Genomic DNA, 15968 nt, shown 5'->3' with positions numbered 1-15968 from the left:
TAGTAGGAGGGATGGATGATGCGGAATTCTGTTTTAGTAGCTGCTCTTGTTTTTCTTGTGTATTCTATCTTTAGAAAGCGTTATCGAGTATTAAATTCAATTCTTGGAAACCCACTAGTTCGACGTTTGGCCGTTCAGTTCGCTATGCAACTGCCTTTTATCCGGGAACGTTTCTTAAAACAAGCATTTAGATGAAAAACCTGCTTAAACTTCAGCAGGTTTTTTTATGGAGAGATCTAAAAATATGGGTAAATTTGGATTGTTGTCGATAAATCTTTCAACCATGATTTTAGCCTCACAGCTCCTGCACTAGTTTAATTTTCTCTCCGTCTTTTCCTTCAATTAATATATAAAGATGTGTAAGGTCTTTACTCAATAGGATAAGTGGAACTTTACTACCGATTGGAGAGATGGTCTCACTAGGAGAAAGTTTAATTCCTAGGAGGTAATTTTTGTATAGTCCTTCCCATAGCTGTCCAATTATTTCTTGAGACTTGCCTTGGTCAAAGCCTGGCAGTGGTTTGCTGTTGTATGTTATTAAATCTAGCATGGTTATTTCATAATAATTTTCTCTATTTATTTGGAAATAGCTAATCAACTCATTCCAGCTATAATTTAGATGCTCAGTTAGGACATGATCAACAATTTTCTTCCATTCTGATTGTTCTTTATTAGAGGGCTTTTGAAAAGAATCTAGTGGGCTAAAGGAAGAATCGATTATGTAAAGGTTTTTCATTGTCATGGTTTGGGCACTTTTAATGACATCGTCTTGTAAATGGATTTCGGCATGATGAAGAGAAATAGACTGAAATAAGCTACTCTCCTCACCTCTAACATTTTTCAATTGCTCTAAGGTAGAAGCATTCTCTTTCCATTGATACATGGAATCTACTAAAAATCCACCACGAAACAAAATGGAGACATCTTGTCGTAAATAGACCTTTTTGTCTGTTTCTGAGATGGTCTCCCAGTCTACGAAATGCTCATCATTTCCCTTCTCGGTTTGTAAAGTAAGTATAGTTTCCGCTGTTAAAAAGGATAAAGAAGGGTCAATCGGAAAATAGGTTAGGCTTTCTCTTACTTCTTGAGGATACAGAAGCTTTGTAAGTGTAATAGTTAGTAAGAAAATAACGGCAATATAAATCATTCGCTTCATTTTTAAATTCATTTTTATCAACCCCTCCAAACGACCTATCCCTAAATATTATGAAACAGATGGTACAATCATTCCTAGTAAGATAATCAGGGTCAAATTCTTACAGTGCTTACGTATGTTTCCTACTTGTTACGTTAATGATGGATGTAGAACATAGATTCTAATGTCTATGATGAGGTGGGAATATGATCAAAGAAAAAAAGAATGTGTCTATCAATATAGAAGAAAATCTAGTCTACTTAAAACAAGAGCTTGGTGTTGACAAAAGCTTTGATGTCATCCAGCTGGATCAAGAATACGCTGGGAGAAAAATGTCTTTCTTTTTAATTGATGGTTTTGTTAAAGATGATATCCTTCACTATTTAATGAAGTTACTTTCTACTCTTGAACCACAGCAACTTGAACCAAATCCTTTAGAAAAGCTATTAAAAACTCATGTCCCGTATGTAGAAATTGAAAAGGTGGATGATCTTGACGCTGTTGTGGATACTGTCCTAGCTGGACCGACTGCACTGATTGTAGACGGGATAGACTATGCCATTATGATTGATGCAAGGACCTACCCTGTCAGAGGGCCACAAGAGCCTGATTTAGAACGCGTTGTACGTGGAGCCAGAGATGGCTATGTAGAAACCATAGTCTTTAATACAGCCTTAACAAGACGAAGAGTAAGGGACAGGACTTTAAGAATGGAATATATGCAAGTAGGCAGAAGAAGTAAAACTGATATTTGTGTATGTTACATAGAGGATATTGCAGAAGAGCGACAAGTAAAAGCAGTTAAGGATTCTATCAGCAAAATAGATACTGATGGTTTACCAATGGCTGAAAAAACGATAGAAGAATTTATTTCAGGGCGTCATCTTAATCCATATCCAGTTGTTAGATACACCGAACGACCGGATACGGCAGCGGCTCATTTGTACGAAGGTCATGTACTGATTATTGTGGATGGCTCACCAAGTGTCATGATTACTCCAACAACATTTTGGCATCATTTACAGCATGCGGAGGAATATCGGAATAAACCGGTTGTAGGTGCCTATCTTCGTTTGGTTCGTTTTGTAGCCGTGTGGGCTTCACTATTCTTGTTGCCATTATGGTATTTGTTTGCTGTTCAACCAGAGCTTTTACCTGAAGCACTTAGCTTTATTGGACCAAACAATGTGGGAGCAGTTCCCCTTATAGCCCAATTTTTAATTATCGAGATCGGTTTGGATATGCTGAGGATGGCAGCTATTCATACTCCATCCGCTTTGGCAACTGCTTTAGGTTTAGTTGCTGCCTTAATGGTCGGTCAGGTGGCAGTCGAAGTTGGACTCCTTTCTAATGAGGTCATTTTATATTTTGCTATTGCAGCTATTGGCTCTTTTGCAACCCCAAGCTATGAAATGAGTTTAGCAAATCGAATTGTACGCTTACTTTTTTTAATCCTAACTGCTATAGGTGGAGTGATTGGTCTTGTAATAGGAATGACTGCTTGGCTTGTGATGCTGGTTCGTATGAAATCATTTAATTTACCTTATCTATGGCCTTTTATTCCGTTTTCGTACAGAGCTATGCGAGATGTGTTATTTAGAGCACCTATCCCGTTAAAAAATAGAAGACCTACTGCTTTACATCCAAAAGATCCTGATCGTTAAACGAGTAGAGTGTCATTTTCATGGCACTTTTTTGTATTACTTAAAAGCTTGACCTGTAAAAAGATTATCGCTACTCTTAAAGTGAATAGTACCTCCGAAGAAATGCATAGTAGGTGAAAAAATGAAAACAATCTATGATGTTCAGCAATTGTTAATGAAACATGGTACGTTTATTTACATAGGTGATCGGTTAGCAGATCTAGACATGATGGAAGATGAACTTCGTGAAATGTACCAGTTGCAGCTGCTTGATGTCCAAAACTATAAACTCGGACACCTCCTAATAAGACAAGCAATAGAAAAGGAAAAAGACAGACGAAGAAGGAATGAATTAGTATGAAACAAAAATGGCTAGTAGGAATTGATCTAGGTGGTACAACTATAAAGATGGCATTTATAACGGTTGAAGGAGAAATTACCCATAAATGGGAGATCCCAACTGACTTAAGTAATGATGGAGAGAATATTACATCGCATATCGCTTCAGCCATTGAAGAGAAACTTCAGCAACTTGGCGAAACAAAAGATGTGTTAGCCGGAATTGGAATGGGAGCTCCGGGTCCTGTACAAATGGATACTGGGTTAATTTATGAAGCAGTTAATATAGGCTGGAAGGATTATCCACTAAAAAAGCACCTAGAAGAGGCTACTGGTTTGCCAGCATTTGTTGATAATGATGCAAACATAGCCGCCTTGGGTGAAATGTGGAAAGGTGCAGGTGGAGGAGCAACTAATGTTATCGTCGTAACCCTCGGCACTGGCGTGGGTGGCGGGATTATCGCCAATGGAGAAGTCATTCATGGAGCTAATGGAGCGGGTGGAGAAATTGGTCATATTACTTCCATTCCAGTGAACGGGGCTCCGTGCAATTGTGGAAAGTCAGGATGTTTGGAAACGATTGCTTCTGCAACTGGAATTGTTCGACAAGCAATGGAGATGGTTAACCAACATCCAGAATCGTCACTATTTCTTAAAAAGGATAGTAAGATTTCGGCGAAAGATGTATTTGACGCTGCTCGAAAGAATGATCCTCTGTCGTTAAAAGTTATAGACCAAACTGCGTTTCATTTAGGATTAGCACTTGCAAACTTAGCAAACGGAGTCAATCCCGAGAAAATTGTTCTAGGTGGAGGTGTGTCACGTGCTGGTGATTTATTACTAGCACCTGTAAAAGAATATTTTCAAAAATTTACATTTCCAAGAGTAGCAATAGGGGCAGAGATTTCCATCGCCACACTAGGAAATGATGCCGGTGTAATTGGTGGAGCATGGTTAGTTAAGTCAAACACAGGAAAATAGAATAGTTTTTTCTTTATAAAAAAGAGACTCTGAGTAGGTATAGAGTCTCTTTTTTATATTTTTAGTTAGGAAATGTACCTATAACTGAAACTTTTTGTGGACTTCATTCGTCATATAAGACGAGCCTATAAAAATGTTGTGATAATTTCATTATAAAAGTCTATTGTAAAATAAACATTGATTTTTTGTAAAAAAAACATTAATATTAACTGTGTTTCCTTTTGAGATAAACCAATAATTGTAAAAAGAGAATGTAATATTCTGATTATTAAATAGAGTAGTAAATTGCTCCAAGGAGGTACAAGATTATGAATAAATCCACTTTAAAAAGAATGTGGCCGTTATATTTAACAATTTTCATGCTGTGGCTAAAGACGTATATAGTCTATAAAACTAGCTTTGATATTAAAATAGAGTCATGGAAACAGGAATTCATCTTGTTTATGAATCCATTAAGCTTTTTATTATTTTTACTAGGGATCACACTTTTGGTGAAAGAGAAGTATAGAACGCGCTTATTATTCGTTTTTAGCTTTATCACTAGCTTTATTCTTTTTGGTAATGTTGTCTTTTATCGTTTCTTTAATGATTTCTTAACAATTCCTGTCTTATTTCAGACAAGCAACATGGGTGATTTAGGAAATAGTATTACAGAATTAATTACATTCCCAGATCTACTGATTTTTATTGATTTATTTATTTTGTGGGCAGCTTTAAAAGTTGCAAAGAGTAAAAGTATTGAAACAATGGCTGGACTTATTCAAAGAAAAGAAAAGAAAGCTTACCTTTTAGTCGCAATTATTATTTCTGTTGTTAATCTTGGTCTAGCTGAAACAGAAAGACCACAGTTATTAACGAGAACATTTGACCGTGAAATTTTAGTGAAAAATATAGGTACTTATAATTATCACATTTATGATGCCATTCTACAGTCTAAATCTTCTGCTCAAAGAGCGTGGGCTAACGGCAGTGAGTTTGTGGAGATTGAAAACTATTTAAAAGCTAATCTTCGACAACCAAATGATGAACTGTTTGGAATCGCAAAAGATAAGAATATTATCGTCATATCCATGGAATCCACACAAAGCTTTGTGATTGGTGAAACTATTGACGGACAAGAAATTACACCTTTTCTAAATGACTTAATAGAAGATAGCTTTTATTTTGAGAATTTCTATCACCAAACAGGTCAAGGAAAAACGTCAGATGCTGAGTTCTTATTAGATAACTCACTTTATCCTCTTGGCCGAGGTGCCGTTTTCTTTACTCATGGAACAAACGAATATACAGCGACACCTGAAATTGTTAAAGAACATGGCTATACTTCTGCTGTTCTTCATGCAAATAATAAAAGTTTTTGGAATCGTGATATTATGTATGACTCATTGGGGTATGATCGTTTCTTTGAAATAGGTGACTATAATGTTACTGAAGAAAACTCAATTGGTTGGGGATTAAAGGATAAAGAATTCTTTGATCAATCTGTTGAGCATTTAAAGACGTTACAAGAGCCTTATTATACAAAGCTGATTACACTTACGAACCACTTCCCATTTGAATTAGGGGAAGAAGATAAAATGGTAAATGAATATACATCGAATAGCCGAACGTTAAATCGTTATTTTCCAACAGTTCGTTATACAGATGAAGCGATTAAACATTTTGTTCAACGATTAAAAGATGAAGGTATGTATGAAGATTCAATTATTGTCATTTATGGTGATCATTATGGAATTTCAGAAAACCATAATAAAGCAATGGCACAGTTTTTAGGTAAAGAAGAAATTACACCGGTAGATTCTGTTGAATTACAACGAGTTCCATTAATTGTGCATATTCCTGGACAAGAGGGTAAAACGATTTCAACTGTATCTGGTCAAATTGACCTTAAACCTACACTATTGCATTTAATGGGAATAGATTCTAGAAATGATGTTCATTTTGGAACAGATATATTCTCTAAAGGGAAAATTCCATTTACTGTGTTACGTGATGGAAGTTTTATTACAGATCAATACATTTATACGGATAACCAATGCTTCGACAAGACTTCAGGAGAAGTTGTAGAAGGTAGTATTTGTGAGCCGTATCTGGATAAGGCTAAGAGAGAATTAGATTATTCGGATAAGATTGTTTATGGAGATCTTTTGCGATTCTATGATGGAAATAATTATCGTGGTGAGCAAGGGGTACAATAAGAAAAGTCCTGAGAAATCAGGGCTTTTTTTGTTGGTGGTTTTATGTGATCGATTCTCAGTGCCCACTCCCTTCTTCCTTTTTAGCAAAGGTCCTTTGTTCAATTAATATTTCGTTGTTCACTCACATACATTTAATCAGCATGCCTTTTTTTGGAGGAGGGGAATACATGGAGGTTAGGGTTCGAGCTGGTGATACGCTTTGGTATTACAGTCAACTATTTGCATTGCCTTTACCATTAGTAATCGATTCTAACAAAACGGCTTATCAGAGTGGACTACAAATTGGTGGTATTGTAAATATATCTGGCTTTACAGAAGAATGGTATACGATAAAAAAAGGTGATACTTATTGGAAACTTGCTAGTCAGAGGAACATTGCTGTAGATGCTCTTGTACTTCTAAATCCTCGCTATAACGCTCAGAACTTACAGGTGGGTAGTATCATCAGGCTCCCATTAAGAAAGATAACTAGAGTGATTAATGGTAAACAGGAGTATTCCTATGAGAGACTTGTCGAGGATCTTCAACAGCTAAAAAAGATCTATCCTTTTATTGAGATTCAATCGATCGGAAATTCAGTGCTTGGAAATGAATTGTATGAGATTAAAATTGGAAATGGGTCAAAGAGAGTACACATCAATGGTTCTTTTCATGCGAATGAATGGATTACTACACCGCTCGTTATGCAGTTTGTGAATGATTATTTGGTTGCACTCACAACCGATAGCTCTATTCGTGGCTTTTATATGCAACCCTTTTACAAAGAGGTAACCCTGTCAATTGTGCCGATGGTTAATCCGGATGGTGTTGATTTGGTTTTAACGGGACCACCAAACTTAGAGCCATATAGGAGCAATGTGTTAGAGATAAACAAAGCTAGTCTTGATTTTTCAAATTGGAAGGCGAACATACGTGGAGTAGACTTAAATAATCAGTATCCTGCTAACTGGGAGATTGAAAAAGAGCGGAAAATACCGAAGCAACCTGCACCAAGGGATTACCCAGGTGACGAACCACTGACTGAACCCGAAGCAATCGCAATGGCTAACCTTACGTTGAGAAGTGATTTTTCAAGAGTCCTTGCTTTCCATACACAAGGAGAAGAGATGTATTGGGGATATTTAGGTCTTGAGCCTCCAGAGGCTGCCCAATTAGCTAATGAATATGAACGAGTAAGTGGCTATAAGGCGATTCGGAATATTGACAGTCACGCAGGATTTCGAGACTGGTATATCTACAGGTGGAGAAGACCAGGTTTTACGATTGAATTAGGAAGTGGAGTTAATCCGTTACCTTTATCCCAATATGATGAAATTTATGAAGAAAGTCTAGGGATATTCTTAGCTAGTTTATATATGTAGAGGAATCATTTAAGTAAACCAGAGCAGTCGCATTAGTGCGGCTGTTTTTTTGAAAGATAAGAAGGCATAAGTTTTTTCAAACAGGGTCTATGTCTAGCTCCAGCGCCTAGACCCTCGAGGTCAAATAACCTGAAGCAAATAAAAGGGAAGATCACACTTTTTTTTGCTTCAAACAATTTACTATGCCTGAGGCTGATCAAGGCGCTTGTGCTTTTCTTAATAAGAGTCATGAGTGTATTCGTCTCCCATTTATGAAATAGCCCAGATCACCCGAGACTTCAGTTGTGGGATGAATGGGATTTGATACTTAACCGTAATTATATGTGTTACCATGAAGGTAATCTTTTTGTGAAGAGAATGTAACTTTTTGATGATAATAAACGTATTAATAAGTAGACGTGTAGTAGAGGTGAGAAATTTGGTCAAAATTGCATTTGTATGCATGATTGCTTTGCAGTTCTTCATACTTTCTGGCTGTTCTTCATTTAAATCGGATGGAAATGTTGATGCTGCATTAAAAGAGACAAATAGTAGTTTTAAGGAGGGGCCATCTGGACATTTCTTCGGTGGCTTATCAATCATCCCTATTGAACTGAATGGAAGCCAATTCAATTCTATAGGTGATTGGTATGACAATACGACTATTTTATACATAACAGATGATAGTGATGGATCTAAAATTTATAAATATCACCTTTACACTGGAGTAGCGGAGTTGTTTTATGAAACCACTGAACAAATAATCACTCTCAAAGCAAGTCAAGATAGAAGCTACTTTGCTTTACAAACGTCCGTTTCTAGCAATGAAGCAAAAGTAACAATAGTAGATCAGCAGGGTAAAGAAAAGATGTCAACTACTATAGATTCAGTTGAGATTCAGTATGTATGGAATCCATTTAAAGAAATGGAAGTTTTTATAACAAGCTTTCAGGAAGATTGGTCCTTTCAAAACTATGTACTAGATGTGAATCAAAACCTCCAACAAATAAGTGAAGTGAGTCAACCTTTTGTTCAATGGGTTGGACCAACAAAGATTGCCTATCTAAAATGGGAAAACGACGGAAATTTAAATGCTCCTCTCTTAAGTTTGGATAGTCAAGACAATGTGGAAATTAAAATTCTAGACAGTGTGTTAGCTTACCGAACGTATAAGGACCTATTAGTCACGATCTCTGGTACTGAAACAGAATCGTTGTATCAATTTTTTGACACAGAGATGATGCAACTAAAGGGAAGCTTCAAATTACCGATGATTAATACATTCTCAGATAGATGGTGGATTCCGAATTATGATTACGACTCAGAAACAGATAGTTTTATTTACTTCAAGCCTAAAGAAGAAAATAATGAGCTTGCATCGTTACAATTAATGAAGTTCTCTCTCATAAATGGGGAAGAAACTCTGGTCCTAGAAGATTCTTTAGATCGCCCGTTGAATATATCGCCGGATGGAACACTATGTTTAATCGGTTATCAATTAGAAGAGATTATAGATATGAAGAAGAAAGAGATAAGTTCATTGATTAAACAAATGTGAGAGGCGGAAAAGGTATGGCAATAGTAGATGTAACAGTTATTCCTATAGGTACAGAAACACCAAGCGTTAGTACATATGTGGCTGAAATTCAAAGTATCCTGACAAAGTTTAAAGAGGATGGATTAATCTCGTTTCAGTTAACACCGATGAGTACTTTGATTGAGGGAGAATTGCCTGTTTTATTTAAAGTGATACAAGCCATACATGAAGCTCCTTTTCAACAAGGGATACAAAGAGTGGCAACCAATATTAGAATTGATGACCGCCGTGATAAGAAAGTAACAATGAACGATAAGCTAGAGAGTGTGAAAAGGAAAATAGAAAAGCCATCAACATAATGTTGATGGCTTTTCTATTTTAAATTTAATGTGCTGTTGGAAAACCATGATGGATAAGAGTCATGATGGTAAACCAGCCAAACACGATAACTGTACCTGCAGCAAACCCTAAACCCATCATATTTTTTTCGCGAAGGGAACGGACCGCCCCAACTACAGCAAGTAAAGTAACTAATGCAAAAATAATAATTAAACCCATGAATAATACCCCCTTCTATTAATTTTTTACATGAGAGGTTATCTTCTATCCTTAATCACGATATGTTAGTGATGTTGACCTCTAGCATATGTAGCCTTTATCATATTTATTTTAATCGTTTTAGGATCATTTGTCGAGTTCAAAAAAATGAATCGAGATGTTGTAGGCGTTGGCAATATTTTGAATCAGTTCTTGGTGGTGTTGATCTACATAATAAATCCCTTCATCGATGGCAAGTAAATGTTCATCAAATTGTAACAAAGCCATCTCCTGATCACCCTCATCCCTCTGATCAATTGTGAAATAAGTAGTCATGCCTTCAAGTAAATAATAGCCTGATGAAGTGTGAAAGCCATAGTCAGTAAAGTCATGAAAAAGGGTTGGGTTTTCCAAAAAATAAAGTTTGTGAATGGATTCAATGATTTCAAATTCAGACAACTCAACTACTAGATCGTTTACCTCATCAAGGGAAGTAAAGACGTAAAAGGTTTCAATTCTTTCTTTGTAAGAGGTCGTAAGGGATAGAAAGGGTTCAATAATATCATGAAACTCAGATTGGATTAATTCAATTCCTATTACTCGTTCCATACTTCTCCTTTCAAAAGAAGGTTTTATTTTAGAAACACGTTCTTTTAGTGTAAAATAACGGTAGTAGTTTGTAAATGGAGGGAAACACATGAAATGGAGAAGAATGTCTTTAGGACCTGTTCAAACCAATGCTTATTTCTTTTGGAATGAACAATTGGACTGCTTACTTATAGACCCAGGTAGTGAGCCGGATAAAATTTTTGGTTTCGTAAAAGAAAACAAGTTAAAGCCCATTGCTGTATTGTTAACACATGCCCATTATGACCATATTGGCGCTGTGGATGATGTGCGGGATATGTGGGGGATTCCAGTCTATATCCATAGAAAAGAGCAGGATTGGTTAGTAGATCCCTCTTTAAACCTATCAAACCAAGTTCCTTATATGGAGCCAATCCGTTTAAGAAAAGCAGATGAAATCATTTTAACGGAAGGTGATTTGTTGGTTGGAACTTTCCAACTTAAAGTATTGGAAACACCTGGGCATTCACCTGGAAGTGTCTCGTATTATTTAGAAGATCAACAACTTGTTTTCTCCGGAGATGCCCTATTCGAGAGTAGTATTGGTCGAACCGATCTTCCAGGAGGAAATCAAGATGTACTTATGAAAAGTATTCACCAAAAGTTATTAACACTTCCTGAAGAAACTCTCGTATTATCTGGTCATGGGAGAGAGACTACGATTCAGCAAGAGATGGACACCAACCCTTTCTTAAATGGTTATTGATTGGAGAAAAGATGATTGAACATATTGTAAAGGCCATTCAAAAAGATTCAAACCACTCTATATCCTATTCAACCTTTATGGAATTGGCTTTATATCATCCGACTTACGGATATTATATGAAAGATCAACAGAAAATTGGCAGGTCAGGAGACTTTTATACAAGTAGCTCAGTCTCTCCCGTTTTTGCAGAAACTTTAGCCAAAGTGTTTATAAAGCATATGACAGAACAAGCCGTTCAACCTATTATTGTCGAGATGGGTGGGGGAAATGGTACTTTTGCCAAGACAGTTCTTAATGTATGGAGAGAGCAATCACCAGAAACGTACTCTAAAGGAAGTTATTTTATATTAGAGACAAGCCCATACCATAGGCGAATCATAGAAGAAGCTGTGAAGTGTCATGAAAATGTCGAAGTCATAACCGAACTAGAGGAACTAAAAAAAATTCACCCTTATTTTAAAGGAATTATTTTTTCTAATGAACTCTTCGATGCGTTTCCAGTAGATGTTATAAAAAAGGTGGACAACGAGTTATTGGAGGTACGTGTGACCGAAAAAAATGGAAACGAGCTTCATGAAAAATTAGTTCCACTTGTGAACCAAGATATTAGTAATTTTATTCAGGACTTTCAAGTGAGCATAAACAAAGGTCAACAATGTGAAATTCCTCGTCAAATGTGCTCATTCATTCAAAAAATAGGAGAATGGGTTCAAGAAGGGCTTGTGTATACGATTGATTACGGCTACACAGATGAAGAATGGAATACACCTTACCATAGAGAGGGTAGCCTACGTGGCTTTTACAAGCACCAGCTCATCCGGGATCCACTGAAACATGTTGGTGAAATGGATTTAACGACTCATATTCATTTCGATAAGCTAATAAAAGCAGGGATAAATAGCGGACTAGATTTTCTTGGCTTGTTTCGTCAGGATGAATTTCTAATGAAGGAGGGTATTTTAGATTATCTTCAAGAGCATATGGATACAGACCCTTTTTCTGAGAAAAGTAAAAAAAACCGTGCGATACGGTCACTCCTGATGCAAGGTGGGATTAGCAGTTCTTTTCACGTCGTCGTTCAGTCTAAAAACGTCACTAAAAAATAAAAAGCGATGAGGAGTATTCTCCCATCGCTTTTTATTATACTTGTATTAGTGACCGCCTGTTCCTGGGACCATCATAAATGTGGTCCAGTACGTAAATCCAATAAAAAATACGGTTAAGTAAGCACCGAAAATATAAATATACATACGTTCTGAAAGGTTTAAATAGCCTAATAATACAAAAAATACAGTTTGCCCTAAGAATAATAATGAGGTTGTATACATATCACCTAAAAAGAACATGACTGAAAATATCCCAGTCCAAAACCCCAGTACTCGGTACATACGATCCATATGTATCCCTCCTTTTATGCCTGAATCCATCACCTATTTATTATAATAGACGATTCCTCTGATGTAAATATATGAAACAAGGATGTTTGTGACTTATTTTTGAATAACTCGAAGTGATATCTCATTTTGTATAAAAATATATGATGTTCAATAAACAAATAACTATACATACATTGTACAAATGATATACGATACTTATATATAATAAATATAAATTGCGTGAATTAAGTAAATTGCACATATGAACATTACGATGGTTGAATGAATGGAGGTTGAAGTATGAGTGAGCTAATGTTTTACACATATCCTAGTTGTACATCTTGTCGAAAAACGAAAGCATGGTTAAAGGAACATGATATTCAATTTGAAGAGAGGCATTTGTTTAGAGAAACACCTTCTTTACTTGAATTAAAGCAAATATTATCCTTAACTACTGAGGGTATAGACGAAATTCTGGCAACTAGAAGTGAGACGTTTAAAAATTTAAACATCGATGTAAACGAGATGACCATAACTGAAATATTGACCCTTTTGGTCGAGCAACCCCGACTGTTACGTAGACCGATAATTACAGACGGTAAGCGATTGGTCATAGGATATAATCAATCAGCACTGAGAAATATTACAAAAACAAGAGCAAAGTTAGATTGCTCTGCCTCATAAAAAAAGCAGGTAATGGTTGAATTTAATTTAACCGATTATCTGCTTTTTTATTAGTGAATAGTAAAGTAGCTGGGCTAGCTGGATTCGAACCAACGCATGACGGAGTCAAAGTCCGTTGCCTTACCGCTTGGCCATAGCCCAATGGTGTTTTTAGATTGTCCTAATTCCAGTTAGGTTATGTGAACAGTTTAGTTATTGTTTAAGATTTGTAAACTTTTGTTAGATAAATAAGTAGCCCTGAAGATGAAGATTTAGAATGGGGTACCTTATTCTTAAAATTACATACTATCGTCCCTTTTCAAAATATAAAAATAAGTTTGTTATCCATTTCGCAAGAATAGATCCTACAATGAATGCTAGGAATAGATGGAAGAAATTCGCACCATTTTCTAGTCTTATTAAACTTAATGCAGACATTATAGGCTTAAAAACGAATGAGAATATCGCACATACCAGAAAAGCGTAAAGGTAATAATTCTTGTTATTATTTAATGTCCATTGATAAAGTAGCATGAAAACGACTGGAATTAATGACGTGTCTAGTGCAAAGCTGATAGGGAGGATAGGTATTGCTTGAAATGGATATTCCCAATATCCATGTCTAGTCCCAAAACCATCAATATATCCCGAATAGACATGAATGCTATATCCAAAAAAACCTAAGTGAAATGCTTTTTGTCGATCAATAAATATAAAAAGAATGATGAGTGGTACTACTAACATACTAACATTTACCCAAAATTGCCATGTGTCGATATTTGAATATTCTTTCCAATAGTCAATCGATCCGTTTGATAGTTTCTCTTGTAGTTTTCTTAAATTATCTAGTTGGTTAAGCTGATCGGTTTTCATAAATTCACTCCTATGTACTCGTAGTTGAGTTGATATTTTAATGTTATTATGTTGATTAATGTAATTTTTGATTCGTAATTGTTTATTTTGTCATAATTTCCTAATAGTATGTGATTTTTTCATATTTTCAGAAGGGGGATATTTCTGAGGCTATCAAATATAAGTAATCTTATATATTCGTGTAAAAGGTAGAGCATCTATTATGTTTGGAGCCAGACCTGATGTCGTCATAGGGAAAAAATTGGCCGCATTTTCTGGCATAGAATTTTCAATAAAAGAGCCGACATCTTTAATTTACAAATGCGTGGTTTAAATCCACCGTCTTTAGACGGTATACGCTTTTAGCCTTATCTTTAAATGTCCATACTACAATAGAGGTGAAGTATGGACGGTTATCAAAAAAGTAGTCATGCTGTATTTGATATAAAATACCACGTTATCTGGGTCACAAAATATAGGTATAAGGTTTTCCATGGTCCAATTGCCAAAAGAACGCGAGAGCTAATAAGGCAAGGATGCGAAGCCAGAGGGATCACTATTCTGCAGGGAAGTGTGGGCAAAGATCACATCCACCTGTTATTATCGTGTCCTCCAAGCCTTGCGCCAAGTAAGATTATGCAGTACCTAAAAGGACGATCATCCAGGCTTATACAAGATGAATTTCCAGAACTAAAGAAAAGATTCTGGGGACAACATTTGTGGGCAAGAGGGTACTTCTGTGCAACAGTTGGCAATATCACTGAGGAAATTATTAGAAACTATATAGCTAACCAGTTTAGTGAGGGAAAAGATGAAATATTCAAGATTTAAGAATGAGTTTAGTCTAATTTAGTATGCTTTTAGCACAAGGACTTTGAGAAGACTTCAGTCTTGATATACGACTTTAGTCGTTGACATTTATGTCTAAATCCACCTGCTTTAGCAGGTGGTCGTTTAACAAAGTAAGTAATTTAAATAATAAATGGGTTGAAAGCACAATAGCTTTAATTAAGCTAGGTGAGGTAGAAGATGGGAAATATGTAAACTACAACACTATGATTAATAAAGAGACATCCTTGGATGAAACTTGGAAAGCGGTTTATACGCTGCAATATTTGAATACAAGATATAATAAAATAGATATAATTAATTATGTTAAACAATATAAAGCCGAAAATGAAATAGATAAACTAAAAATTAATTCTATATTGAAGATGACAGAACAACCTTTAATCTATGAAAGCAACTATGACCAGAAAATACAAACATTATTAAAACAGTCTAATCTTTCAAATGAAGAAAGACTAGATGAATTATTTACATATCATCTCTATTTAGGAGAAAATTTAAAAATTAGTGAAACTACTGTTAATGATTTAAAGGGATTTTTAAAATCTTTTAATCTTTCAGTAGACAGCCATTATGGGTATTTCTATGATTTAGCCTATCTTTGCAATGAATATGGAATTGCTAACAGTTCATTAATAAAAGAATACTGGCAAGAAAAATTATTAAAGGAATCAATGAAAAAAGAAATAGCATTAGTGGATGTATATTACATTGTTAATATCAATATTTTGTTAGGAAATTCATTAAACTCAGACTTAATCAATCATATTGTTGGTTTAGAGACTAAAGAGGGCTCCTATAATGTAATAGCTCACCAGAAAGAAGGTACAATGTTTGCTACTTTTCTAGTTATAGACATTTTGGGTAAATCAGGGAATTTGGACTTGGTAAAAAAAGAGAAAATAGTAGATTATATCCTTAGACAACAAGATGCCAATACAGGCGGTTTTGTTATTAGAAGAATCGCAAAGCCAGATTTGACTTCAGGAATCTTAGCTGAGTATAGTTTGAAAATTCTAGGAAACAAAAATAGAAGCTTACCTTCAAGTGAAATTATCAATCTATTAAGTAATCATGATAATGACTGGAAACTTAAGTATTTCGGATTGAGGTTAATAAGAGAAGAACTATCAGATAAACAGAAATTATTAATAAATAATGATGTACAGATGTTTTGGAAAGAGC

General features: G+C 35.5%; 18 protein-coding genes and 1 tRNA gene. 13 read left to right on the top strand and 6 right to left on the bottom strand.

Going from position 1 to position 15968, the window contains the following annotated elements; all coding sequences use genetic code 11:
* Positions 1-18: 18 nt before the first annotated feature.
* Complete coding sequence (locus ACOI1C_RS02480; protein WP_422507676.1) at positions 19-195, top strand: hypothetical protein; 177 nt, start codon at positions 19-21, stop codon at positions 193-195.
* Between the two features lie 100 nt (positions 196-295).
* On the opposite strand, the gene ACOI1C_RS02475 is transcribed toward ACOI1C_RS02480, so the two are convergent.
* Positions 296-1168 carry a hypothetical protein gene (locus ACOI1C_RS02475; protein WP_422507674.1) on the bottom strand — a complete coding sequence of 291 codons (873 nt, stop codon included), beginning with the start codon at positions 1166-1168 and terminating at the stop codon, positions 296-298.
* A gap of 173 nt (positions 1169-1341) precedes the next feature.
* Between ACOI1C_RS02475 and ACOI1C_RS02470 the strand changes: the two genes are divergently transcribed.
* The 7 genes from ACOI1C_RS02470 to ACOI1C_RS02440 all read left to right on the top strand — a co-directional run bounded on the left by ACOI1C_RS02470 (position 1342) and on the right by ACOI1C_RS02440 (position 9532).
* Complete coding sequence (locus ACOI1C_RS02470) at positions 1342-2799, top strand: spore germination protein (RefSeq protein WP_422507672.1); 1458 nt, start codon at positions 1342-1344, stop codon at positions 2797-2799.
* A gap of 121 nt (positions 2800-2920) precedes the next feature.
* Positions 2921-3139, top strand: a complete 219-nt coding sequence (locus ACOI1C_RS02465) for a YqgQ family protein (RefSeq protein WP_422507670.1) — start codon at positions 2921-2923, stop codon at positions 3137-3139.
* Complete coding sequence (locus ACOI1C_RS02460) at positions 3136-4098, top strand: ROK family glucokinase (protein ID WP_422507668.1); 963 nt, start codon at positions 3136-3138, stop codon at positions 4096-4098. The genes ACOI1C_RS02465 and ACOI1C_RS02460 overlap by 4 nt, the downstream gene beginning before the upstream one ends.
* Positions 4099-4406: 308 nt before the next feature.
* Positions 4407-6296 carry an LTA synthase family protein gene (locus ACOI1C_RS02455; protein ID WP_422507666.1) on the top strand — a complete coding sequence of 630 codons (1890 nt, stop codon included), beginning with the start codon at positions 4407-4409 and terminating at the stop codon, positions 6294-6296.
* A gap of 167 nt (positions 6297-6463) precedes the next feature.
* Positions 6464-7657, top strand: a complete 1194-nt coding sequence (locus tag ACOI1C_RS02450; protein WP_422507664.1) for a M14 family metallopeptidase — start codon at positions 6464-6466, stop codon at positions 7655-7657.
* A 418-nt stretch (positions 7658-8075) separates the two neighbouring features.
* Positions 8076-9194, top strand: a complete 1119-nt coding sequence (locus ACOI1C_RS02445; RefSeq protein ID WP_422507662.1) for a hypothetical protein — start codon at positions 8076-8078, stop codon at positions 9192-9194.
* Positions 9195-9208: 14 nt separating this feature from the next.
* The gene (locus ACOI1C_RS02440) at positions 9209-9532 is read left to right on the top strand and encodes an MTH1187 family thiamine-binding protein (RefSeq protein WP_422507660.1); all 324 of its coding nucleotides are present in this window, start codon (positions 9209-9211) and stop codon (positions 9530-9532) included.
* 25 nt (positions 9533-9557) lie between these two features.
* Here the strand turns inward: ACOI1C_RS02440 and ACOI1C_RS02435 are convergent, their stop codons facing one another.
* Complete coding sequence (locus tag ACOI1C_RS02435) at positions 9558-9731, bottom strand: DUF2759 domain-containing protein (protein ID WP_422507658.1); 174 nt, start codon at positions 9729-9731, stop codon at positions 9558-9560.
* A 126-nt stretch (positions 9732-9857) separates the two neighbouring features.
* Positions 9858-10319 (bottom strand): hypothetical protein, encoded by a 462-nt coding sequence (locus tag ACOI1C_RS02430; RefSeq protein WP_422507656.1) that lies wholly within the window; start codon positions 10317-10319, stop codon positions 9858-9860.
* 88 nt (positions 10320-10407) lie between these two features.
* Between ACOI1C_RS02430 and ACOI1C_RS02425 the strand changes: the two genes are divergently transcribed.
* Both ACOI1C_RS02425 and ACOI1C_RS02420 read left to right on the top strand, forming a co-directional pair.
* Positions 10408-11043, top strand: a complete 636-nt coding sequence (locus tag ACOI1C_RS02425; protein ID WP_422507654.1) for an MBL fold metallo-hydrolase — start codon at positions 10408-10410, stop codon at positions 11041-11043.
* 11 nt (positions 11044-11054) lie between these two features.
* Positions 11055-12149, top strand: a complete 1095-nt coding sequence (locus ACOI1C_RS02420; protein ID WP_422507652.1) for a class I SAM-dependent methyltransferase — start codon at positions 11055-11057, stop codon at positions 12147-12149.
* Positions 12150-12194: 45 nt separating this feature from the next.
* Here ACOI1C_RS02420 and ACOI1C_RS02415 read toward each other — a convergent pair whose 3' ends face one another.
* Positions 12195-12440: a DUF2626 domain-containing protein gene (locus tag ACOI1C_RS02415; protein ID WP_422507650.1), complete on the bottom strand. Its 246-nt coding sequence runs from the start codon at positions 12438-12440 to the stop codon at positions 12195-12197.
* A gap of 279 nt (positions 12441-12719) precedes the next feature.
* On the opposite strand from ACOI1C_RS02415, the gene ACOI1C_RS02410 reads away from it, so the two are divergent.
* Positions 12720-13103: a Spx/MgsR family RNA polymerase-binding regulatory protein gene (locus ACOI1C_RS02410; protein WP_422507648.1), complete on the top strand. Its 384-nt coding sequence runs from the start codon at positions 12720-12722 to the stop codon at positions 13101-13103.
* A gap of 69 nt (positions 13104-13172) precedes the next feature.
* On the opposite strand, the gene ACOI1C_RS02405 is transcribed toward ACOI1C_RS02410, so the two are convergent.
* Positions 13173-13244: transfer RNA gene (locus ACOI1C_RS02405), tRNA-Gln, on the bottom strand.
* 144 nt (positions 13245-13388) lie between these two features.
* On the bottom strand, positions 13389-13955 hold the full coding sequence (locus tag ACOI1C_RS02400; RefSeq protein WP_422507646.1) for a CBO0543 family protein: 567 nt from the start codon (positions 13953-13955) through the stop codon (positions 13389-13391).
* A gap of 384 nt (positions 13956-14339) precedes the next feature.
* Here ACOI1C_RS02400 and tnpA point away from each other — a divergent pair, with 384 nt between their 5' ends.
* Positions 14340-14765 (top strand): IS200/IS605 family transposase, encoded by a 426-nt coding sequence (tnpA, locus tag ACOI1C_RS02395; protein WP_422507644.1) that lies wholly within the window; start codon positions 14340-14342, stop codon positions 14763-14765.
* 89 nt (positions 14766-14854) lie between these two features.
* Positions 14855-15968: hypothetical protein (locus ACOI1C_RS02390; protein WP_422507642.1), on the top strand; the 1114-nt coding region annotated here is incomplete at its 3' end.

Source organism: Bacillus sp. DJP31 (assembly GCF_049310945.1).
In the GTDB taxonomy this organism is placed as follows: Bacteria; Bacillota; Bacilli; order Bacillales; family SA4; genus Bacillus_BS.
This window is presented reverse-complemented; position numbering and strand designations above follow the sequence as displayed.

Bases quoted from the DNA above. Each gene is read 5' to 3' on its own strand.
- tnpA (WP_422507644.1), top strand. From the start codon at position 14,340: ATGGACGGTTATCAAAAAAGTAGTCATGCTGTATTTGATATAAAATAC.
- ACOI1C_RS02450 (WP_422507664.1), top strand. From the start codon at position 6,464: ATGGAGGTTAGGGTTCGAGCTGGTGATACGCTTTGGTATTACAGTCAA.
- ACOI1C_RS02400 (WP_422507646.1), bottom strand. From the start codon at position 13,955: ATGAAAACCGATCAGCTTAACCAACTAGATAATTTAAGAAAACTACAA.
- ACOI1C_RS02460 (WP_422507668.1), top strand. From the start codon at position 3,136: ATGAAACAAAAATGGCTAGTAGGAATTGATCTAGGTGGTACAACTATA.
- ACOI1C_RS02480 (WP_422507676.1), top strand. From the start codon at position 19: ATGCGGAATTCTGTTTTAGTAGCTGCTCTTGTTTTTCTTGTGTATTCT.
- ACOI1C_RS02470 (WP_422507672.1), top strand. From the start codon at position 1,342: ATGATCAAAGAAAAAAAGAATGTGTCTATCAATATAGAAGAAAATCTA.
- ACOI1C_RS02430 (WP_422507656.1), bottom strand. From the start codon at position 10,319: ATGGAACGAGTAATAGGAATTGAATTAATCCAATCTGAGTTTCATGAT.
- ACOI1C_RS02425 (WP_422507654.1), top strand. From the start codon at position 10,408: ATGAAATGGAGAAGAATGTCTTTAGGACCTGTTCAAACCAATGCTTAT.
- ACOI1C_RS02420 (WP_422507652.1), top strand. From the start codon at position 11,055: ATGATTGAACATATTGTAAAGGCCATTCAAAAAGATTCAAACCACTCT.
- ACOI1C_RS02415 (WP_422507650.1), bottom strand. From the start codon at position 12,440: ATGGATCGTATGTACCGAGTACTGGGGTTTTGGACTGGGATATTTTCA.
- ACOI1C_RS02410 (WP_422507648.1), top strand. From the start codon at position 12,720: ATGAGTGAGCTAATGTTTTACACATATCCTAGTTGTACATCTTGTCGA.
- ACOI1C_RS02435 (WP_422507658.1), bottom strand. From the start codon at position 9,731: ATGGGTTTAATTATTATTTTTGCATTAGTTACTTTACTTGCTGTAGTT.
- ACOI1C_RS02440 (WP_422507660.1), top strand. From the start codon at position 9,209: ATGGCAATAGTAGATGTAACAGTTATTCCTATAGGTACAGAAACACCA.
- ACOI1C_RS02475 (WP_422507674.1), bottom strand. From the start codon at position 1,168: ATGAATTTAAAAATGAAGCGAATGATTTATATTGCCGTTATTTTCTTA.
- ACOI1C_RS02465 (WP_422507670.1), top strand. From the start codon at position 2,921: ATGAAAACAATCTATGATGTTCAGCAATTGTTAATGAAACATGGTACG.
- ACOI1C_RS02455 (WP_422507666.1), top strand. From the start codon at position 4,407: ATGAATAAATCCACTTTAAAAAGAATGTGGCCGTTATATTTAACAATT.